The organism is Streptomyces sp. GQFP (assembly GCF_021545335.1).
Taxonomy (GTDB): Bacteria; Actinomycetota; Actinomycetes; order Streptomycetales; family Streptomycetaceae; genus Streptomyces.
The window spans coordinates 5,613,858-5,633,920 of sequence record NZ_CP089312.1 but is presented as its reverse complement, the minus strand read 5'-3'; the positions used below and the strand labels follow the sequence as shown (position 1 = coordinate 5,633,920).

19 protein-coding genes and 1 pseudogene are annotated in these 20,063 nt (G+C 69.6%); 11 read left to right on the top strand and 9 right to left on the bottom strand.

Going from position 1 to position 20,063, the window contains the following annotated elements:
• The first annotated feature begins 54 nt into the window (after positions 1-54).
• From LUX31_RS25145 to LUX31_RS25135, 3 genes and pseudogenes are all read left to right on the top strand, one after another.
• Positions 55-996, top strand: coding sequence for an ROK family protein (locus LUX31_RS25145; protein ID WP_235477223.1), 942 nt, complete (start codon positions 55-57; stop codon positions 994-996).
• Positions 996-2,198, top strand: coding sequence for an N-acetylglucosamine-6-phosphate deacetylase (gene nagA / locus LUX31_RS25140; RefSeq protein ID WP_235477222.1), 1,203 nt, complete (start codon positions 996-998; stop codon positions 2,196-2,198). The genes LUX31_RS25145 and nagA overlap by 1 nt, the downstream gene beginning before the upstream one ends.
• Before the next feature lie 32 nt (positions 2,199-2,230).
• A pseudogene (locus LUX31_RS25135) lies at positions 2,231-3,171 on the top strand (1-phosphofructokinase family hexose kinase).
• Positions 3,172-3,251: 80 nt separating this feature from the next.
• Here LUX31_RS25135 and LUX31_RS25130 read toward each other — a convergent pair.
• Both LUX31_RS25130 and cdgB read right to left on the bottom strand, forming a co-directional pair.
• Positions 3,252-4,250 (bottom strand): CBM35 domain-containing protein, encoded by a 999-nt coding sequence (locus LUX31_RS25130; protein ID WP_235477221.1) that lies wholly within the window; start codon positions 4,248-4,250, stop codon positions 3,252-3,254.
• Between the two features lie 158 nt (positions 4,251-4,408).
• Positions 4,409-6,145: a diguanylate cyclase CdgB gene (gene cdgB / locus LUX31_RS25125; RefSeq protein ID WP_235477220.1), complete on the bottom strand. Its 1,737-nt coding sequence runs from the start codon at positions 6,143-6,145 to the stop codon at positions 4,409-4,411.
• Positions 6,146-6,625: 480 nt separating this feature from the next.
• Here cdgB and LUX31_RS25120 point away from each other — a divergent pair, with 480 nt between their 5' ends.
• Positions 6,626-7,117: a flavin reductase family protein gene (locus tag LUX31_RS25120; protein ID WP_443046070.1), complete on the top strand. Its 492-nt coding sequence runs from the start codon at positions 6,626-6,628 to the stop codon at positions 7,115-7,117.
• 48 nt (positions 7,118-7,165) lie between these two features.
• Entirely contained in the window at positions 7,166-7,636 is a 471-nt protein-coding gene (locus LUX31_RS25115; RefSeq protein WP_235477212.1) for a GNAT family N-acetyltransferase, read from the top strand.
• A 212-nt stretch (positions 7,637-7,848) separates the two neighbouring features.
• Here LUX31_RS25115 and arfB read toward each other — a convergent pair whose 3' ends face one another.
• Entirely contained in the window at positions 7,849-8,286 is a 438-nt protein-coding gene (gene arfB, locus LUX31_RS25110; protein ID WP_235477211.1) for an alternative ribosome rescue aminoacyl-tRNA hydrolase ArfB, read from the bottom strand.
• 175 nt (positions 8,287-8,461) lie between these two features.
• Here arfB and LUX31_RS25105 point away from each other — a divergent pair, with 175 nt between their 5' ends.
• Both LUX31_RS25105 and LUX31_RS25100 read left to right on the top strand, forming a co-directional pair.
• Complete coding sequence (locus LUX31_RS25105) at positions 8,462-9,037, top strand: TerD family protein (protein ID WP_235477210.1); 576 nt, start codon at positions 8,462-8,464, stop codon at positions 9,035-9,037.
• Positions 9,038-9,165: 128 nt separating this feature from the next.
• Positions 9,166-9,666, top strand: coding sequence for a hypothetical protein (locus LUX31_RS25100; protein WP_235477209.1), 501 nt, complete (start codon positions 9,166-9,168; stop codon positions 9,664-9,666).
• A gap of 302 nt (positions 9,667-9,968) precedes the next feature.
• On the opposite strand, the gene LUX31_RS25095 is transcribed toward LUX31_RS25100, so the two are convergent.
• Positions 9,969-10,667 carry a pentapeptide repeat-containing protein gene (locus LUX31_RS25095; RefSeq protein WP_235477208.1) on the bottom strand — a complete coding sequence of 233 codons (699 nt, stop codon included), beginning with the start codon at positions 10,665-10,667 and terminating at the stop codon, positions 9,969-9,971.
• Between the two features lie 144 nt (positions 10,668-10,811).
• On the opposite strand from LUX31_RS25095, the gene LUX31_RS25090 reads away from it, so the two are divergent.
• Together LUX31_RS25090 and LUX31_RS25085 are read left to right on the top strand one after the other, a co-directional pair.
• A complete protein-coding gene (locus tag LUX31_RS25090; protein ID WP_235477207.1) occupies positions 10,812-12,071 on the top strand; it encodes an NAD(P)-binding protein in 1,260 nt (419 codons plus the stop codon).
• A gap of 68 nt (positions 12,072-12,139) precedes the next feature.
• Complete coding sequence (locus tag LUX31_RS25085; protein ID WP_235477206.1) at positions 12,140-13,120, top strand: zinc-binding dehydrogenase; 981 nt, start codon at positions 12,140-12,142, stop codon at positions 13,118-13,120.
• Between the two features lie 120 nt (positions 13,121-13,240).
• Here the strand turns inward: LUX31_RS25085 and LUX31_RS25080 are convergent, their stop codons facing one another.
• Together LUX31_RS25080 and LUX31_RS25075 are read right to left on the bottom strand one after the other, a co-directional pair.
• Positions 13,241-14,638 carry an NAD(P)/FAD-dependent oxidoreductase gene (locus LUX31_RS25080; RefSeq protein WP_235477205.1) on the bottom strand — a complete coding sequence of 466 codons (1,398 nt, stop codon included), beginning with the start codon at positions 14,636-14,638 and terminating at the stop codon, positions 13,241-13,243.
• A gap of 11 nt (positions 14,639-14,649) precedes the next feature.
• The gene (locus LUX31_RS25075) at positions 14,650-15,303 is read right to left on the bottom strand and encodes a rhomboid-like protein (protein WP_235477204.1); all 654 of its coding nucleotides are present in this window, start codon (positions 15,301-15,303) and stop codon (positions 14,650-14,652) included.
• Positions 15,304-15,336: 33 nt separating this feature from the next.
• Between LUX31_RS25075 and LUX31_RS25070 the strand changes: the two genes are divergently transcribed.
• Positions 15,337-16,236 (top strand): aminoglycoside phosphotransferase family protein, encoded by a 900-nt coding sequence (locus LUX31_RS25070; protein ID WP_235477203.1) that lies wholly within the window; start codon positions 15,337-15,339, stop codon positions 16,234-16,236.
• Positions 16,237-16,435: 199 nt separating this feature from the next.
• Here LUX31_RS25070 and LUX31_RS37960 read toward each other — a convergent pair whose 3' ends face one another.
• The 3 genes from LUX31_RS37960 to LUX31_RS25060 form a co-directional block, all read right to left on the bottom strand.
• The gene (locus LUX31_RS37960; protein ID WP_443046000.1) at positions 16,436-16,579 is read right to left on the bottom strand and encodes a hypothetical protein; all 144 of its coding nucleotides are present in this window, start codon (positions 16,577-16,579) and stop codon (positions 16,436-16,438) included.
• 545 nt (positions 16,580-17,124) lie between these two features.
• Positions 17,125-17,625 carry an NUDIX domain-containing protein gene (locus LUX31_RS25065; protein WP_235477202.1) on the bottom strand — a complete coding sequence of 167 codons (501 nt, stop codon included), beginning with the start codon at positions 17,623-17,625 and terminating at the stop codon, positions 17,125-17,127.
• 36 nt (positions 17,626-17,661) lie between these two features.
• Positions 17,662-19,017, bottom strand: a complete 1,356-nt coding sequence (locus LUX31_RS25060; RefSeq protein WP_235477201.1) for a tetratricopeptide repeat protein — start codon at positions 19,015-19,017, stop codon at positions 17,662-17,664.
• 226 nt (positions 19,018-19,243) lie between these two features.
• On the opposite strand from LUX31_RS25060, the gene LUX31_RS25055 reads away from it, so the two are divergent.
• On the top strand, positions 19,244-19,993 hold the full coding sequence (locus LUX31_RS25055; RefSeq protein ID WP_235477200.1) for a hypothetical protein: 750 nt from the start codon (positions 19,244-19,246) through the stop codon (positions 19,991-19,993).
• Positions 19,994-20,063 lie beyond the last annotated feature (70 nt).

The window sequence follows — 20,063 nt, the reverse complement described above, 5'->3', positions numbered from 1 at the left end:
TACACCACGTGAGTGGACTAGACCTCTTGCGGGTCGACGGGCCACACTGTCCCCGTGAGACATGTCATCGCCCTCGATGTGGGCGGCACCGCGATGAAAGCCGCCCTGATCGGGCCGGACGGCGCCCTGCTGCACCAGGCGCGCCGTGCGACCGGACGCGAGCACGGCCCCGACGCCGTGGTCGAGACGATCCTCGGCTTCGCCGCCGACCTGCGCGCCCACGGCATCGCCCACCTCGGCGAGAGCGCCGTGGCCGCCGGGGTCTCCGTCCCCGGCATCGTCGACGCCGACCGGGGCCTCGCCGTCTACGCGGCGAACCTCGGCTGGCGCGACGTACCCCTGCGCGCCCTGCTCACCGAACGGCTCGGCCTGCCGGTCGCCCTGGGCCACGACGTCCGCACGGGCGGCTTGGCGGAGGGCCGGATCGGGGCCGGCCAGGGAGCCGACCGCTTCCTCTTCGTCCCCCTCGGCACCGGCATCGCGGGCGCGATCGGCATCGACGGCCGTGTGGAGGCGGGCGCACACGGCTTCGCGGGCGAGATCGGCCACATCGTCGTACGCCCCGGCGGCACCCCCTGCCCATGCGGCCAGCGAGGCTGCCTGGAACGGTACGCATCGGCGTCGGCGGTGAGCGAGGCCTGGGCGACGGCCTCGCAGACCCCCGGCGCGGACGCGGCGGACTGCGCAAGAGCGGTGGACGCAGGCGACCCACGCGCCCACGAAGTCTGGCATGCGGCAATCGACGCCCTGGCCGACGGCCTGGTCACCGCCCTCACCCTCCTGGACCCCCGCACCCTGATCATCGGCGGCGGCCTGGCAGAGGCGGGCGACACCCTGTTCACCCCGCTACGCACCGCCGTACAACAGCGAATCACCTTCCAAAAGCTCCCAACCATCGTCCCCGCAGCCCTCGGAGACACCGCAGGCTGCCTCGGCGCGGGCCTGCTGGCCTGGGATCTCCTGACCGTCACCGACCTCACGGAGGCAACGCCCTGATGGCAACCCACCTAGGGGCGCGGGGAACTGCGCGACCAGCCCCCACCGCCCCGCACCACGCACACAACCTGGTACTCAAGGGCGCCAAGCTGGTACTCCCCACAGGAATCACCGACGGCGCCCAACTGGCCATCGAGGGCACGCGAATCGCCGAGCACCCACACCAAAACGCCCACGAGATCGACGTACGAGGCCACTGGCTGATCCCCGGTTTCGTGGACCTGCACAACCACGGCGGCGGCGGAGCCTCCTTCACCTCCGGCACAGCGGAAGACGTACTCAAGGGCATCCACACCCACCGAACCCACGGCACCACCACCCTCGTAGCCAGCACGGTCACCGGCGACATGGACACCCTCACCGCCCAGGCCGGCCTCCTCTCCGAACTGGCCGAACAGGGCGACATCGCCGGCGTCCACTTCGAGGGCCCCTTCATCTCCCCGTGCCGCAAGGGCGCCCACTCCGAGGAGCTGCTGCGCGACCCGGACCCGGCGGAGGTCCGCAAGCTGATCGACGCGGCGCGCGGCCACGCCCGCATGGTCACCCTCGCCACCGAACTCCCCGGCGGCCTCGACTCCGTACGGCTGCTCGCCGAGCACGGCGTCATCGCGGCGATCGGCCACACGGACGCGACGTACGAACAGACGGTGGAGGCCATCGACGCGGGCGCGACGGTGGCGACACACCTCTTCAACGCGATGCCGGCGCTGGGCCACCGCGCCCCGGGCCCGATCGCCGCGCTACTGGAAGACGAACGGATCACAGTAGAACTCATCAACGACGGAACCCACCTCCACCCCGCCTCCCTCCAACTCGCCTTCCACAGCGCGGGAGCGGACCGCGTGGCGTTCATCACGGACGCGATGGACGCGGCCGGCTTCGGCGACGGCCGTTACCTCCTCGGCCCGCTGGAGGTCGAGGTCAGCGAGGGCGTGGCACGGCTGGTCGAGGGCGGCTCGATCGCGGGCTCGACCCTCACCCTGGACCGCGCGTTCCGCCGAGCGGTCACCGTCGACCACATCCCCGTCGTGGACGCGGTCGCCGCCCTCTCCGCCAACCCGGCCCGCCTGCTGGGTATGTACGACCGGGTGGGCTCCCTGGAACCGGGCAAGGACGCGGACCTGGTACTGCTCGACGCGGACTTCGCGCTCAAGGGCGTGATGCGCAAGGGGAGTTGGGTATTGAAGCCTCAACTGCCGTAACCGGCCTGCGCCGAGGGAGGGAGGCAGCCCCGGTGATCCTCACGGTCACGCTGAACACCGCGCTGGACATCACGTACCGCGTACGGGAGTTGCGCCCGTACGCCTCCCATCGGGTCACCTCGGTGACCGAACGCCCGGGCGGCAAGGGCCTGAACGTGGCCCGGGTCCTGGCCGCCCTCGGCCACGAGGTGACGGTCACCGGCTTCGCGGGCGGCCCGGCCGGACGGGCGGTACAGGACCAACTCACCGCCACACCAGGTGTGTTGGACGCCCTGGTCCCGGTGGCGGGCTCAACTCGCCGCACGATAGCGGTGGTCGAGGAGACGGCCGCGAACCTGACACCGGAAGCGACCCAACTCAACGAACCGGGCCCGCAGGTCACCCCGGCAGAGTGGTCCGCCTTCCAGGACGTGTACGAGGGGCTGCTGCCGTCGGTCTCGGTGGTGGCCCTCTGCGGAAGCCTGCCGCCGGGGGTGCCGGGGGCGCGTACGCCCACCTCATCCGCACCGCACGGGCAGCCGGCGTACCCGTGCTGCTCGACACCAGCGGGGAGCCGCTCAGGCGCGGGGTCGCGGCCCGCCCCGACCTGGTCAAGCCGAACGCCGCCGAACTCACCGAACTCACCGGCTCCCACGAGCCGTCACAGGCCACCCGGGACGTCCGCAGACGCGGCGCACGGGCGGTGGTGGCCTCACTGGGCCCGGACGGCCTGCTCGCGGTGACCCCGGAGGGCCGCTGGCGAGCGACCCCGCCAACCTGCGTCAGGGGCAACCCGACAGGCGCGGGCGACTCGGCGGTCGCGGGCCTGCTGTCGGGCCTGATCGACCAACTCCCCTGGCCCGAACGCCTGACCAGAGCAACAGCCCTGTCAACGGCAACGGTCATGTCCCCAACGGCAGGCGAGTTCGACAGACCAACGTACGAGCAGCTACTGAGCCGAGTAACGGTGACAACTGAAGCAACGGCCGCGTAGACGCGCCCCTTCAGGGGCGCGGGGAACTGCGCGACAAACCCCCACCGGCCCGCGGACGAAACCCCGAACCCCAGCAGCCCCTACTCAGCAGCAGCCAGATACAGCTGATCCAGATTCACATCACACTGATCCCCCTGCTCACAGGAGATCTTGATCGTGTTCGTGCCCTTGTTCAGCTGGACGGACGCCCACGTGTTCGTCCACCCCTTCGCATAGTCCCCCTCGGCGGCCTTCGCGAAGTTGCTCAGGTTCAGCGGCCGAGACTGCGCCGTCCCATTGACCGTCAGCGTCGCGGAGGCGTCCTTACCGGGCACGCCGTAGTTGACGTACAGCCGGTACTCCCCCTCCTTCGCGATCCCGCTCACGTTCCACGTGACCGACGCGCCCACGTTGTTGAAGTTGCCCACATAGACACCGCCGGCGGCCTGCGCACCCTCGACGTCCGACACCGCGCTGGCGCCACCGCCGAGCAGCAGCGCCTTCGCGTCGATGGTCGGCAGCTCCGCGTCGGCGGACGCCGAGGCGCTGGCCGACGGGGACGGCGACGCGCTCTGCCCGGTCGACGCGGACGCGCTGGCGTCGCCGCCCGCGCCCTCGTTGTCGCCGTCGCCGCCCATCATGGCCACGCCGATCCCGATGACGACCGCGGCGACCACCGCGATCGCGCCGATCAGCAGCCCCTTGGTGTTGGGCCCGCCGCCCCGCCCGCCTCTGCCGTTGCCACCGCTGTACGCGTGCTGCTGCTGGGGACCCGTGGGGCCGCCGCCGAAGGCCTCGGGGGCCTGGTAGTGGGCGTTCGGGCTGCTGCCGTACGCCCCCTGCTGCGGGACCGCCTGGCCGTACTGCGCGGTCGGGGCGGTCTGGCCGTACGCCGGCTGCGGGCCCTGGCCGGGACCCTGTCCCGGGCCCGCCGACGGGCTGTACTGACGCTCGCCGACCGGCCGCACCCGGCCGACCGAGTTCGGGTAGCCGTAACCGCCGGACGGCGGCTGTGCTCCGTTGGCCTGACCGTCTTCGTACAGGTAGCCGAACGGATCGTCGTCCTCGGGCGTGCTCGCGCCGCTGTTGCCGGGCGTCATCCCTTGGTACTCCTCAACAGGTGCGGGGTGGGACTACTGCGGGGGTGTTGCGGGGTTCTGTGAAACATGCAATGCGAATAGCGAGCCTACCCGCTCCCACTGCCCCAAACGGGTGACTCTGCCCGCACGGGGTCACCGGCAGGCCACCGACCTGGTGATCATCCAGCCCGGCGGTGCTGTTTGGGACGAGATCGTTTCTCGACGTACATCCGTTCGTCGGCGGACTTCAGGACCTCGTCCGCCGTCATCCCGCACTGGGCCCACCCGATGCCGAAGCTCCCGCCGACCCGCATCGCGCGGCCGTCGACCCGGATGGGCTGGATGATCTCGTTGCGCAGGCGTACGGCCAGGTCCTGGGCGTCGGCCCGGCCGAGGCCGTCGGCGAGTACGACGAACTCGTCGCCGCCGAGCCGGGCCACCGTGTCGCCGTCTCGCACGGCGCGGCCGAGCCGCCGGGCCACCTCGATCAGTACCGCGTCGCCGGCGTTGTGCCCGAAGCGGTCGTTGATCGACTTGAAGCCGTCGAGGTCGCAGAAGAGAACCGCGAGCCCCTTCGTGCCGTCGTCCTTCTCACCCTCGGGGGCGACCGTGTGGACGTGGTGGTCGTAGGCGCCGTACCCCTCGGAGGCGCCGCGGAGGGCGAAGGCGTGGCCGTTCGCGTCGTACGTCTGGAGCGTGCCGTCGGCCGCCACGGGCGTCGCCGTCGCCGTGTACTGGTCGTTGCGGCCGTACGGGTCGGGCTGGGTGTTGCCGTAGGCCGCGTCGACCGACTCGACCAGCCCTGGCTCCGCCGACTGCGGGCGCTGGCAGAGGCGGGCGCTGAGCCGGGAGCGCAGTTCGGCGGAGTTCGGCAGGCCGGTCAGGGAGTCGTGGGAGGCGCGGTGGGCGAGCTGCAGCTCGCGGCGCTTGCGCTCCTCTATGTCCTCGACGTGGGTGAGCAGGAAGCGCGGGCCGTCGGCGGCGTCCGCGACGACCGAGTTGCGCAGCGACACCCACAGATAGGAGCCGTCACGGCGACAGAGCCGGAGTTCGGCGCGCCCGCCCTCGGCGGAGGTGCGGAGCAGGGTGCCGATGTCCTCGGGGTGCACGAGGTCGGAGAAGGCGTAGCGGCGCATCGCGGAGGCGGGGCGGCCCAGGAGGCGGCACAGGGCGTCGTTGGTGCGGAGTATTCGCCCGTGCTGGTCGCCGCCCATCTCGGCTATGGCCATGCCGGAGGGGGCGTACTCGAAGGCCTGCCGGAAACTCTCCTCGCTGGCCCGCAGCGCCTGCTGCTCGCGTTCGAGTCTGACCAGTGCCCGCTGCATATTCGCGCGTAGACGTGCGTTGCTGATCGCGATCGCGGCCTGAAAGGCGTACATCTGGAGCGCTTCCTTGCCCCAAGCGCCCGGCCGGCGGCCGTTGCGGGGCCGGTCCACGGACAGGACGCCGATCAGTTCGCCGCAGCTGCTGCCGCCGGGCACGCTGGGCGTGAACATCGGGGCGAAGAGCCGGTCCGAGGGGTGCCACTCGTCCTCGAAACGCGGGGCGGGGCCGTCGGTGTACCACTGCGGGACGTCGTCGTCGTCGAGGACCCAGCCCTCGGTGTGCGGTATGAAGACCAGATCGCCCCAGACCTCGCCCATCGCGAGCCGGCGCTCCCAGGAGTCGCGGGAGCCGACCCGGCCGGTGATGAGGGCCTCGGCGGCGGAGTTCCCGGCGAAGGCGGCGACGACGAGATCGCCGTCGGGGCGGACGAGATTGACGCACGCCAGCTCGTAACCGAGGCCGTTCACGACCCCGTCGGCGACGGTCTGGAGTGTGTCCGCCAGACTGCGCGCGGTGTTCATGTCCGCCATGACCTGGTGCAGCTGCCGCAAGGTCGCGAGACGGACGTACGGCTCCTGGTCGGTCTCCATTCGCCCTCCCTCCGCCTATCCCACCATCCCCGCCACTGAATCACAGCGCGCTGCCCACTCGGTACACAGGGTCAACAAAAAGGGGCACCTGTGACTCAAGTCACAGCGAAAGATGAGCAATTGAGTGGAGTTTCTGGGTTCCCCCTGTGCGTTTACTGAACGCAAACTTTGTATCTGTGCGGATACTACGAGCGAGGATACGGGGGAGAAGAGGTCGGCGTGGCCGTTCCCGATCTTTACCGCCCGTTGGGAATCGGCAAGGACCTTGATCGGGATCTCGGTCGGGATCTCGGTCGGGAGTCCTAGGTCCGGGTTCGGGCGCTGGTCCGATGTGGTGGGACAGGAACGCCGCATACGTTTTCCAGTGTGCTGACTCCCCCTGCCGTACCTGCCGTACCCGCCTCGCCCGCCCCCCATGCCACCCCTGCCCCTCCGGGCGGGCATCCTGGGGGCGTGAGCAACGACGACTTCCGCGCCGCCATGTCCCGCCTGGCCTCGGGCGTGGTCCTGGTGACCGCACGGGAGGCGTCCCTCGACGCCGACGACCCCCAGGCGCCGGTCGGCGAGGACGTCGGCATGACGGCGACCGCCTTCCTGTCGGTCTCCCTGGACCCGCCCCTGGTCATGGTCAGCGTGCGCGAGGGCTCCCGGATGGACGACCTGCTCGCCGAACAGCCCCTGTGGGCGGTCTCCGTCCTCGCCGAGAGCCAGCGGCACATCGCGGGCCGCTTCGCCATGAAGGGCCGCATCAGCGACCGCCTCCTCTTCGAGGACATCCCGTACGTCCGGGGCGGCGCGTCCGGCGCTCCCCTGGTGGGCGGCGCCCTGGCGAACCTGGAGTGCCGCACGGAGCAGCGGATCCCGGCGGGCGACCACACCCTGATCATCGGCCGCGTCCTGACGGCGACGACACCGAGCGCGGACGGCGGCCCGCTGGCGTACTTCCGGGGCCGCTACCGCCAGCTGGGCTGACGGGAAACTCGCTGGTCACGTAGGTACCGGGCTGCTTAGGTTGCCCGTATGACGACGAACGACGCGCTGCGGCTGGAGCGGATCAGCTCCGACAACTTCGACGCGGCCGTCGCCGTACGGGTCCGCCCGGACCAGGAACACGCGGTCTCGCCGGTCATGAAGTCCCTGGCGGAGGCGTACGTCCATCCGCGCACCGCCTGGCCCCGGCTGATCCTCGACGGGGAGCGGCCCGTCGGTTTCCTCATGGCCTTCTTCGACATCGCCTGGGACGGCACGGGCGCCGACCTGCGCTCCGGCCTCTGGCGCCTGAACATCGCGGCCGCCGAACAGGGCAAGGGCTACGGCCGCTTCGCCGTCGAGTCCGTCGCAGCCGAGATCCGCCGCCGAGGCGGCACCGACCTATACGTCACCTGGCACCCCGGCCCGACCGGCCCCGAGCCCTTCTATCTGGCGCTGGGCTTCACCCCGACCGGGGAGACGAGCGGGGGCCAGACGGTAGGGGTACTGAAACTGACGTAGACGAGGGCTTGGGGTTGGGGTTGGGGCTAGGGTCGGGGTCGGCCATCACCATCACCATCACCATCGGTGTGATTCGCATCCCACGGCGAGAAATTCATTCCCGGGGCCGTTCCACGGTTCTTTCTCCCGGCCGTTCGGAAATTCACGATCATTCATCCGGCGCCACCGATCCGGTGATCGCGGCGACCGGTTACCGACCAACTCCGGTCCCGCTAACCCCAGTCACGTCCGGTACGGCCCCGCTTCACATCCGCGCGCGCTTTCTTCTGCCGCAAACGGCGTTCATTGATTCCGCGCGGGATACGGGTGGGGGTGCGCGGCTTCGGCGGCGGCGCGGTGGCCTCGGCGAGCAGGGCGGCCAGGCGTACGGCCGCCGCCTCACGGTTGCGCCACTGCGAGCGGTGCTCGGAGGAGCGGACGGTGACGACTCCGTCGACGAGCCGTCCGGCGAGACGCTCCAGGGCGCGCCGCTTCCACACCTCGGGCAGCGACTCGGTGTTCGCGAGGTCGAGGCTCAGCTCGACCTTGGAGTCACTGGTGTTGACGTGCTGCCCGCCCGGCCCGCCGGACCGCGAGAAACGCCACATCAGCTCGGCCTCGGGGAGCGAGACGGAGCCACGGATGAGGTAGGGACCGGACATGCCCACCATGGTCGCGCGGCTGTCCGGTCCACGTCACCCCGTTTTCGCCGGGCGGGCCGTCAAAACAGGTAAAGAAAGTAAAGCCGCGCGGAACCTTCGGTACCCCCGTCGGCGTTCAAGGAGGTGACGGTAGCTTCGTCACCGCACGCACGTACGTCAAAAAACGAGGGAAGGACTCCCAACAATGGCTGTAAGCCTGTCCAAGGGTGGCAACGTCTCGCTCACCAAGGAGGCTCCGGGCCTGACCGCCGTCACCGTGGGCCTCGGCTGGGACGTCCGCACCACCACCGGCACGGACTTCGACCTCGACGCCTCGGCGATCGCGGTCAACCTGGAAGGCAAGGTCTACTCGGACGGCCACTTCGTCTTCTTCAACAACAAGCAGACCCCGGACAGCACGATCGTCCACACCGGCGACAACCGCACGGGCGAGGGCGCGGGCGACGACGAGGCGATCAAGGTCAACCTCGCCGGCCTCCCGGCCGACATCGACAAGATCGTCTTCCCGGTCTCGATCTACGACGCCGAGAACCGCTCGCAGAACTTCGGCCAGGTCCGCAACGCCTACATCCGCATCCTGAACGAGGCCGGCGGCGCGGAGATCGCCCGCTACGACCTCTCGGAGGACGCGGCGACGGAGACGGCGATGGTCTTCGGCGAGCTGTACCGCAACGGCGCGGAGTGGAAGTTCCGCGCGGTCGGCCAGGGCTACGCCTCGGGCCTGGTGGGCATCGCCCAGGACTTCGGCGTCAACGTCTGAGCCGTGGTCTGAGTCGTAACGGCGGCTGAAAAGCCCCTGGCCGAGCGCGATTGGCGTCTGGGCCGGGGGCTTTCGCGGTTCAAGGTTCCCGGACGGGAATCCCGCCGTGCCATGACACCATCACCTCCGTGCTCGATATCGGCTACGCCCTCTCCAACCGCTTCCCGGACCCCCCGCAGACCGACTACCGCCGCGCGGACGTCCACACACTCCGCCACGATCTGTTCTGCGGTGACGTCTACCTCGCGGACACCAAGGCGGACCGGGAGTTGTCCACAGCCTGGGGATGGGTGCCGGTGCTCGACTTCGCGTGGGCGCTGTGCGACATCGTGGAACAGCTGGACCAGGACCCCGCGGGCTCCCGCGCCTCCCGCCCCCAGTACGCGGAACTGGACTTCACCGAGTCCACCGACCGCATGCTGTTCCAGCGCCGCTTCGGGTGGGTGGACATCGAGTCCGACTGGATGCCGGCGGAGGAGCCTCCGCTCACCTTCTCCCACGCCGAACTCCGCAAGGAGGCAAGGGATTTCCTCCACGACATCGTGGCGGACCTGACGGACCTCCACGACGCCCTCGGCGAGAACCCGGCCATCTGGACACTGCAGGCCCGCTTCCCGAGGGTGCGCTGACCGATTCTGGAGGTTTCTCGCCCCCGCCGCCCCTACCCGTCCCATCCTTCTGGGGGCTGCGCCCCCAGACCCCCGCTACGGCCCTGAACGGGCCTTGTCCTCAAGCGCCGGACGGGCTGACAAACCAGCCCATCCGGCGCTTGAGGACGAGCGCGTTCAGCGCGACTTTCCCACCCACCCGGCCGCCACCACCCTCCAGCCCGTCCGGCGTTTGAGGACGAGGCCGTTCAGGCCGAAAGGGGGGTCTGGGGGCGCAGCCCCCAGAAGGATGGGACGGGTAGGGGCGGCGGGGGCGAAAACAACTACCCAACCCCCTCCACCCGCACCCCCAACTCCGCCGCAAACACCCCCGCCAGATCAAGCAACTGCACAGGACTGATCACCGCCCCCGCCAACCGATCCACCCCCCGCGCGAACCCCAACTCCACAGCCCCCCGCAAATCCACATCCCTCAGCGTCGCCGCACTGAAGTCCGCCCCCTTCACCACACAGCCCACAAACTCCACCCGCTCCAGCACCGCACCCCCGAAGTCCGGCTCCACCAACACGCACCCCTCGAAGACGACGTCCTTCAACTTCGCCTTGCGCAGGTTCAGATAGTCGATCTTCCCGCCCCGCACGACCACCCGCTCCAGCACAGCCCCATGCAACTGCACCCCACCCAACCGCGCATCGACCAGCTCCACATCACGCAGAGTCGACTCGGCAAGGTTCGTGCCGACACCCCGTATGCCCGTGAGGACGGAGTCGAGCAGCCGGGCATGGTGCAGCCGGGTCTCGTCCAGCGCGCACCCCGTCAGCGCACAGTCCATGAACCGGGCACCCCCACCGTTCTGCCCCGCGAAGTCGACGTCCCGGAACTCCAGCCCGTCATAGTCCCCGTCCGGCGCCAACTCCCCACCCCCGAACGGCTCCAGCACCGGCAACCGCACCTCGGCCCGCCGAGCAGCCTTCACCCCGGCCCCGGGACCACCCGCTCCACCCACCACACGCCTAGCCATGCCCCCATACTGCACCCCACCACCGACAATCCACCTGACCTGCGAAAACACACCCCGAACCACGCCTCATGTCACATTCCGGCCCCCTCAACCAGTCGTACCGACGGAACCCAGAAAGGCACCCACCAGAAGGAGCCCCCGGACATGGCCCGCACCCACACCCACACCCGCCCCCACACCCCCCTCACCGTCATAGGCGGCGGCCTCGCCGGCCTCACCGCCGCCATCGCCGCCGCGGAGGCAGGCGCCAAGGTCACGGTGTACGAGGCCCACCACACCCTCGGCGGCCGAGGCCGCACCGCCGAGGGGCCGTACCGCACGAACGACGGCCCGCACGCCCTCTACAACGGCGGCCCGCACTGGACCTGGCTCACCCGCCGCGACCTCATCGGCCCCCTCGCCCCACTCCCGCCCCTCGAAGCCGCCCGATTCCACTTCCGTCACCAGGGCACCCTGCGCCGCACCCCGCCCCTCGCGATGCTCAAGCTGCTCCGCCGCAGCGCCCACCAGGCGCCTGTGGACGTCGACTTCATGACCTGGGCCACCGAGCAGGCGGGCGAGAAGGGCGCCCAGGCCGCCGCGCACTACTCCGCCGTCACCCTCTTCCACCACGCCCCGGGGGCCCTGTCCGCCGCCTTCGTCCAGGAACGGCTGCGCCGAGCCGCGACCCTCCCGCCCGAGGCCAACCACCCGCGCGGCGGCTGGGCCACGGTGATCGACCGCATGGCCGCCCGCGCCTGGAACCTGGGCGTACGGATGGAGACCCTGTCCCACGTCGACACGCTCCCCACGGACACCCCGGTCATCGTCGCCACCTCCCTGGCCGCCGCCCGCAGCCTCCTCCACGACGACACCCTCACCTGGACCGGCGCCCGTACCGTCCTCCTCGACCTCGCCGTACGGACCCGGCGCGGCGACCCCTACGTCGTCTCCGACCTGGACGCCCCCGGCCGACTGGAACGCTTCACCGCACAGGACCACACCCTCGCCCCGCCCGGCGAGCAGCTCCTCCAGGGCCAGTTCCCGATCGCCCCGGGCGCCTCCCGCGCCGAGGGCATCGCCCGTGCCGAGGAACTGCTCGACCTGGCCTTCGACGGCTGGCGCGACCGCGTCACCTGGCGCCGCGAGGCCACCTCGAACGGCCGCACCGGCGCGGTCGACCTGCCCGGCACGAGCTGGCGCGACCGCCCCGCGATCGAACGCGGCGACGGCGTCTACCTCGCCGGCGACCAGGTGGCTGCCCCGGGCGTCCTCGCGGAGGTCTCGTTCAACAGCGCGCTGACGGCCGTATCACTGGCACTGGGAACCCGACGACACCACGGCCGCCCCAAAAAACCTCGCGGCCCCCGCAGCCCCCTCAGCCCTCTCGACCCTCTCGACCCTCTTGACCTGAAGCAAGCTTGAGGTTGAAGAGTGGGGACTCCTGCGACACCACAACGAGAGCCACACCCACACGCACCCTGGGGGACCCCATGCACGCCATCCGCCTGCACACCTTCGGCCCCGCCGAAAACCTCACCTACGAACAGGTGGACGACCCGACCCCCGGCCCCGGCCAGGTCCGTATCGCCGTCGCCGCAGCCGGCGTACACCTCCTGGACACCGCCCTCCGCGAGGGCATGCAAGGCCCGGCACCGGAGCCGACCCCCCTGCCGACCATCCCCGGCCGCGAGGTCGCCGGCACCGTCGACGCCCTCGGCGAAGGCACCCCGGAGCTGTGGCGCGGCAAGCGCGTCGTCGCCCACCTCGGCTTCCAGCCCGGCGGCTACGCCGAACTCGCCGTCACCGACATGGAACGCCTGCACGAGATCCCGGCCGGCCTCGACTTCGCCCAGGCCGTCGCGATGATCGGCACCGGGCGTACGGCGATGGGGATCCTGCAGTTCACCGACCTCGGCCCCGACTCCGTGGCCGTCGTGCCGGCCGCCGCCGGTGGCATCGGCACCCTGCTCGTGCAGTACGCCCGGCACACAGGCGCCACCGTGATCGGCCTTGCGGGCGGCCCCGCGAAGACGGCCCTCGTCGAGGCGAACGGCGCCGACCTCGCCGTCGACTACACGGACCCCGCGTGGCCGGAGAAGGTCCGCGCGTATCTCGGCGGACGGCCCGCCACCGTCGTCTTCGACGGGGTCGGCGGCGAGATCGCCCGCGAGGCGACGTCCCTCCTCTCCCCCACCGGACAGCACCTGGTCTTCGGCTGGTCGGGCGAGGGCCTCCACGACGGCACCCCCTACCTCGTCGAGGGCGTCTCCGAACAGGTCCTCGGCCCGGCGATGCTGAGCAGGGCCGGCGGCCCCGACCCCCTACGCACCCTCGAACTCCGCGCCCTCACCGAAGCAGCCACCGGCCACCTGACCCCGTCCGTACACCGCTTCCCCCTCGCGGAGGCGGCCACCGCCCACCGAGCCCTCGAAAACCGCGGCACGACGGGCAAGGTGGTGCTTGAGCCGTGACTCACGGTGGGGGGAGCCACCCCGGCCGAGAAGCGCCCCAATAGGAGCGCGAGGAACTGCGCGACCAGCCACGACGGCGCCGCACCAACCCAGCACCCAGCAACCGCCCCCGCAGGGGACTCAGTGCCGCCCAGCCACCCGATCCGCCACCCGCGCCAGCCTCGAAGACCGCTCCCCACCCCCGGCAGACTCCCTCCGATCCGCGGCACGATAGGTCGCGTACATCCCCCGCACCCCCACCCACCGCAACGGCTCCGGCTCCCACTTCCGCACCCGGTGCCCCACCCACGGCAGACCGGTCAGCCCGGTACGCCCCGCCTGCCCCGAGTCCAGCCGCACCAGATCCCGCAGCGTCCGCGCCGCGAGATTGGCGGTGGCGACGCCCGAACCGACGTAACCCCCCGCCCACCCGAGCCCGGTCGACCGGTCCAGCGTCACCGAGGCACACCAGTCGCGCGGCACCCCCAGCACTCCCGACCAGGCATGCGCGACCCGCACATCACGCAGCACGGGAAAGAGCCGCACGAGAATCCCCCGCAACGCCTCGACCGTCGCCACCTGCGTACGCCCGTCGTTGTCCGTCCGCGACCCGAACCGGTACGGCACCCCGCGCCCGCCCAACGCGATCCGCCCGTCCTCCGTCCGCTGCGCGTACATGTACGCGTGCGCCATGTCGCCCAGCGCCTCCCGCCCCGCCCAGCCGATCTCGTCCCACTGGGCGTCCGTCAACGGCTCGGTCGCGATCATCGACGAGTTCATCGGCAGCCAGGTCCGCCGCTGCCCCTTGAGCGAGGCCGTGAACCCCTCCGTACAGCGCAGCACATAGGGCGCACGAACCGTCCCGTACGGCGTGACCGCATGCTTCGCCCTGATCTCCGTAACAGGCGTCCGTTCGCAGACGACAACACCCAACCCCTCAACAGCCGCCGCGAGCCCTTTGACCAGCTTCACCGGATGCACCCGCGCCCCGTGCGGCGTCCACGACGACCCGAGAGCACCGGCCACCCGCACCCGCTCGGCGGTCGCCTCGGCGCCGTACAACTCACGGTCGCCCTCCCCGTACGACACCTCCACGTCATGGAAGTCCCTCAACCGAGCCAACTGAGCGGACGTGTAAGCGACTTCCAGCACACCCCCCTGATGAATGCCGGCGTCGAACCCCTCCTCCCCCACGACCCGCACCACTTCCCCAACGGTGTCGTTCATGGCCCGCTGCAGCCGTACGGCGGCCTCATGACCGTGCACGCGCGCGTACCGGTCCCTCCCCGCGACCCCGTTGTACAGCCAGCCCCCGTTGCGCCCGGAAGCCCCGTACCCACAGAACTCCTTCTCCAGAACGACGATCCGAAGAAAAGGCGCGGCCTTCTTGAGGTAGTAGGCCGTCCACAACCCGGTATAGCCACCCCCGACGATGACGACGTCAGCCGCCGCATCCCCATCAAGAGGCGCACGAAGAACAGGCAGCCCGTCCTCCGCGTACCAAAAGGAAACCCGCCCATTGACGATCCCGCTGCTCATAGCGCCGGACGCTAACGCCTCAAAGCCCCCACTGTCTCCTCCGGATTCCACACCTCCCCACCCCGCCCACGCGTCAACGGCCAACAGCAGAACCCGACAAGGGCCGCAGTGAAGTGCCCGAGATCGGTGAAGGTACGAGAGAAGACAAGCGGCACTACACACACACCAAGAACGCCGGCCACATACCCATACCGCCAAGGCCGAGCGATCCGATACGCCAGCACGGCGACCACCCCCGCCAGCGCGTAACTCACCCCGAAATCCATCGTGTCCGCCGCCGAGGCCGGCGCCGAACCGTCCCGGATCGCCCGCCACACCGCACCCTGACTGATCAGCGTCGCCAGCACATGCGAGGCCACGCACACCACCAGCCACCGCACAGTCCCGAGCCACCGCTCGACCGACGCGTGAAACACCGAATACAGCACGACGTACGGCGTCCACCACCCGTCGATCCACATCGCACTGGAGATCAGCACCCGCACCGGACGGTCCGACAGCTCATTGATGTTGGTCGACCGCTGCCGCAGGAACTCCTCCTGGAACTCCGCCGACATGTGATGCACGGCCACAGTCGTGAAGAACAGCACGAGCAGCCACACATACGTGCCCGGAGCACTACGGACGTAAGCCCACACCCCGCGCGGGCGGACCGGAAATCGCATGCCCCAATTTACGCACGCACATAAAGTCGCCAGGTGACCCCCACCCCCACCCCCATCCACATCCCCGCCGAACTGGCCGCCACACAGCTCAAGTACAACGGGGAGGCGGGCCGCGCCTTCATCACCGAACTCCCCACCCGCACGGCCGACTTCCTGGACCGCTGGAACCTACGCGTGGACGGCCCCTCAATGCACGGCGTAACAGCCCTGGTCCTCCCGGTCGTCACCACCGACAACACCCCGGCCGCCCTCAAACTCCAACTCCTGGACGAGGAGAGCGAAGGCGAGGCACCGGCCCTCCACCACTGGAACGGCAACCACGCGGTACGCCTCCTGAACCACGACCCCACCACGGGCACGATGCTCCTGGAACGCCTGGACCACACCCGAATGCTGTCCACGGTCCCGGACGCCCACGAGGCCACCCTGGTCATCGCGACCCTGCTGTCCCACCTCACATCGGTCCCGGCCCCACCGGGCATCCGCCGCCTGGGCGACATCGCGGAACGCATGCTGGCCCGAACACCACAGGCACTCCCCCAGATCCCGGACCGGACATCCCGGAACCTGATCGCGGACTGCGCGGCAGCCCTACGCGAAGTGGCCACGCTCCCCGGCGACCGCCTCCTCCACTGGGACCTCCACTTCGAGAACGTCCTGGCCGCCACCCGAGCCCCCTGGCTGGCCATCGACCCAAAACCCCTAACAGGAGACCCCGGCTTCGACCTCTACCCAGCCCTCAACAACCGCTTCGACGCCAACGACATCCTCTGGCGCTTCGACGCCATGACGGCGGTACTGAGCCTCGACCGGGAACGGGCACGCGCGTGGACGCTGGCCCGGGTCCTCCAGAACGCCCTGTGGAACATCGAGGACGGGGATCCGGTGGAGGAGACGGGGCTGGAGATCGGGCGGCGGCTGCGGAATTCGTAGTACTGGAGCCCCCCGTCGGATTCGAACCGACGACCTACGCATTACAAGTCCCTGCATGATCATTCCAAATGGTGTTAGGTCATGCCCTCATATCCCATTTCCCTCGGCCGGAAACCTAGCCTCGAATGCGTCCGACATCTAACACCCAGGATATTCGATCAAGGTTAACTACGCCGGGCCGCCAACAACATGGTGTAACTCACATATCGTCAGCGTCCAGCTTGACCTTGTACCAAGCGAGTTCGTGGTGTGGTTCGTCGGCGAACCAGGCCCATGTCCCGGTAGCAAGATCCTTGAGTCGCTTTCGAGCTGGCGCCGAATTTCGTGACTCGAAGGCCGTCAAGAAGGAACACGCGCGCCTTAATATTCTGTTGCGCAGCCCATTCGAGTAGCGCCTTCCGGCGCTGGTTCATCACGACACCACCTGTCGCCACAGCCTCAATAATCCAGAATCGGACCGGATTATCGCCAATGTCTGCGATTATCACATCAGACAGAACATTCTTGACATCAATTTTGATTGAGGGAACTCCACGAGTCGCCGAGGGGGGATCTACTGGCATCTCAGCTGGTGGGTTGCCTGCAAGGCATCCTCAACGTCCAGCCAACGACCGGCGAGGCCGACGGCAGAAGCTCGGGCCTTCCACCAGGCGAATGGCAGCCAGTACTGCCGCAGCTGTGGGCGTCAACTCACTGGCGCCACTGTCTGCCACCTCGTTGCGGGAACCCCGCGATCCGAGAGGCCGTACAGTTGAGATGTTCTCCACCGCTTCCGACATTGCCGCAGCGACAAGCAGGTCCGACATTCAGCGGCGCTCCTTCAGGCATGGACTCGGCACAACACTATCCACAGGCCCTCTGACGTCATGCGGCCAGTAGAAGGTGGTGTTAGCGCCAACCGTCAAGCGAGACCTGAGGGCCGTCCGTCAGGTAGTCGCGGAGAGCACTGGCGGTAGTGTCTACGAAGTTTTCGGGAATGGTGTCAGCGTCAACCCAGCAGACCTGAGCGTGCTTGTGGGGTTCACGGTTTTCGGGTTCGCCGGTCCATTCGTGGGCAGCGAAGACGACGGTGAGGAAGCCGTTGGGGGCTTCGACGCCCCAGGCGCCGTGAATGATGTGAGCAACCTTCAGGGACCCCGGTTTCACCGTCAGGCCGGTCTCCTCGTACAGCTCCCGCACCGCAGTCTCGGTGACAGGCTCGCCGGGTTCGCTCTTGCCAACGGGAAGATCCCACATGCCCTGGGCGAACTTGGCGTTCTTGCTGCGCTGGAGGAGAACGACGCGGTTGGTGGCCTGATCGTGGACGATGACGGCGGCGACCAGCAGGGTCATGGATTCGAGGGCGGGCGGTAGGGCTTTGGGCTGGTCGTCGGTTGTCCGCTGAGCCACGGCTGGTGTCCCTTCATCGGCCGGTTGGTTGTCAGCCTAAGCCAGCGCTTCCCGTGCGCGGCGGGCGAGTTCGGAGGCTCCCCGCACCTTGCGGCGCTGGTAGACGGCGACCGTTGATCGGAGCGAGGTGATGGCCTTGCGGGTGCGGTCGGAGGTCATGCCCTCCATGAGGGTCAGGGCCTGGGACCAAGCAGCGACAGCCTCGTCAGCGCGGGCCTGAGCGGCAAGGCTGTCGCCGAGATCGGCATACGTCAGGGCGTGCACGCGCTTGTACTTCTCGCGATCCCAGCGGATCAGGGCATCGCGGTGCTGTTGCTCGGTGCCGACGTGATCGGCGAGGTCGGTGAGCGTGCGCGCGGTGTGGCTGGCCACGGTGCCGGCGGCAGGGCCGCTGACGCGGGAGTAGCTGGGCTGGGGGTCGTCGTCGCGTAGGAGGGCGTTCTCGGCTGCGAGCAGGGCGCGGGCCGCTGCGGGCTTCTCGCCGGTGGCAGCGTAGGCGCGGGCATGGGTGATGTGGAGGAGGGCTTCGGTCTGGCCGTCGACGTGGCCCAGGCCCCGCCGTAGGGCGCCTTCGACGAGGTCGACGCAGTGGTGGGGCTGTTTGAGGCTGAGGGCCTGGTGGGCGAGGGCGCGCATCATCCAGGCGGCGTGGCCGTGCGGGTCGGCTTCGCAGGCGAGTTGGTAGCCGACCTGGTAGTAGCGCTGGGCGGCGCCTTCGTGGCCGAGGTCGTGGTGCTTCCAGCCTGCCAGGTAGGCGAGTTCGGCCACGGCGCCGAAGGCTCCACGGCGTAAGGCTTCGTTCGGGAAGCGGCCTCTAAGCATGGGGGCGGCGGTGTCGGCGAGGTATGCGGTGACCGTGGTCAGTCCGTGCCCTCCGCCGAGGCGTTCGTCTGCCGCGCTGAACGCCGCAGTGATCTGCCGTACGACGTCCACGTCGTCCGTTCCGACCGCGGACGTGCCGGTGCGGGCGCGGAGCATGCGGGCGGTGGCCTCGTGGTCGTGGGCAAGCGGCATGGCGACGCCGGCCGTGGTGAAGGCGGCCACCGCGAGGAAGCGGCGACGCTCAACATCGGCCCGGCCGAGGTCAGTTGCAGCTACGACGGGATCCCCTTCGGCTGACTCCTCAGCGTCCGGCGCGCGTAGGCCGATCTCGGTCTGGGTGATGATGCGGCCCGTGCGGCGGGAAAGTGCTTCGGCAAGGTACTGGCCGGTCCGGCCGGTGGGCTGGCGGGTGCCGTTGGCCCAGTGGGAGACGGCCGACTTGTTGGTCTGGAGGATCTCGCCGTTCTCGGCCGCGATACGCCGGACGTCCTTTGCCAGGGCTTCGTACGTGCAGCCGGTTGCCTCGATGGTGCCGCGCAGGCGGGAGTTGGAGGCCTTCTGTGCTGCCACGCTCGCCTCCCATCCGGGGCTGTAAACCGCGTATACCGCTTCGACTGCCTCTCACCGTACCCACTGTGCGTGACGGAGTGTTCACTAATCATCAGCCGCCCGGCCCCCGGTCCGACACCGTGACCAGGCTCCCCCCTTCGGCCGGGCGGCCCCTGAAGTTCCGTACGCCTACACCGGGTTCGGGCATTCCTGTGCCCGATCCCGGCCGATCAGAGACGGAGACACGGTGACCACCATCCACACCGCGGCCATCACGGCCGTACTGCCCGAGGCGTTCGACGAGCGCTGGAGCCGCCTGCCCGGCATCCAGGTCGACGGCCGGCGCATCACCATCGACCCGGCCCAGTACTTCTTCCGCTTCGAGTCCAACACCTGGCTCGTCGCCGACTGGGAGCTGGTCAGGTCCCAGCTCCTGGACGTGGAGGAGACCACCGAGAGCGCGGTCGAGCAACTCGCGCTGGAGTTCATCAAGACCCACACCAAGTCCACCTCGGACGCCGCCCGCGTCCTCGCCACCGCCTACGAGGTATACGCCTACCTCTTCCGCGACGAGCACCTCGTCGGCCTCGGCCTGCCGCAGATCACCGCCGACCACCTGCGGATGCTGCGCCAGGCGGCCACGCTGATGGCGCTCAACAAGGTGGAACTGGACGGGCGTATCTCCAACGTCGGCCCGTGCTGGTTCTTCCCCGCCGCCACCTCCGTCGTCTTCGACCTGGCCGACGAGACGGGCGGCATGCTCGACGAGGTCTACCACGGCGGCTGGTTCAACGAACACCCCCGCATCGAGTCCATCAAGGCCCACGCCGCCCTCGGCGGACGGCTCGTGCACGGCTGCCAGTCCGTACCCGACCAGACCGGTGGGGTCGTGGCGCCCTACGGTGCCTCGATGGCCGTCTTCCGCGACGACCTCGCCGCATTCAAGGCCGGATGGATCGAGCAGGTCTACGCCCACCGCGTGAGCCCTGCCGCGTAGCACCACCGTCTCGGCTCCGGGGCGGGCCGGCACCTCTCACCCGCCCCGGACGCCTTCAACAGCACTGGAG

Coding starts and splice junctions, on each gene's coding strand:
- nagA (WP_235477222.1), top strand. CDS start 996: ATGGCAACCCACCTAGGGGCGCGGGGAACTGCGCGACCAGCCCCCACC.
- LUX31_RS25130 (WP_235477221.1), bottom strand. CDS start 4,250: ATGACGCCCGGCAACAGCGGCGCGAGCACGCCCGAGGACGACGATCCG.
- cdgB (WP_235477220.1), bottom strand. CDS start 6,145: ATGGAGACCGACCAGGAGCCGTACGTCCGTCTCGCGACCTTGCGGCAG.
- LUX31_RS25120 (WP_443046070.1), top strand. CDS start 6,626: ATGTCCCGCCTGGCCTCGGGCGTGGTCCTGGTGACCGCACGGGAGGCG.
- LUX31_RS25115 (WP_235477212.1), top strand. CDS start 7,166: ATGACGACGAACGACGCGCTGCGGCTGGAGCGGATCAGCTCCGACAAC.
- arfB (WP_235477211.1), bottom strand. CDS start 8,286: ATGGTGGGCATGTCCGGTCCCTACCTCATCCGTGGCTCCGTCTCGCTC.
- LUX31_RS25105 (WP_235477210.1), top strand. CDS start 8,462: ATGGCTGTAAGCCTGTCCAAGGGTGGCAACGTCTCGCTCACCAAGGAG.
- LUX31_RS25095 (WP_235477208.1), bottom strand. CDS start 10,667: ATGGCTAGGCGTGTGGTGGGTGGAGCGGGTGGTCCCGGGGCCGGGGTG.
- LUX31_RS25090 (WP_235477207.1), top strand. CDS start 10,812: ATGGCCCGCACCCACACCCACACCCGCCCCCACACCCCCCTCACCGTC.
- LUX31_RS25085 (WP_235477206.1), top strand. CDS start 12,140: ATGCACGCCATCCGCCTGCACACCTTCGGCCCCGCCGAAAACCTCACC.
- LUX31_RS25080 (WP_235477205.1), bottom strand. CDS start 14,638: ATGAGCAGCGGGATCGTCAATGGGCGGGTTTCCTTTTGGTACGCGGAG.
- LUX31_RS25075 (WP_235477204.1), bottom strand. CDS start 15,303: ATGCGATTTCCGGTCCGCCCGCGCGGGGTGTGGGCTTACGTCCGTAGT.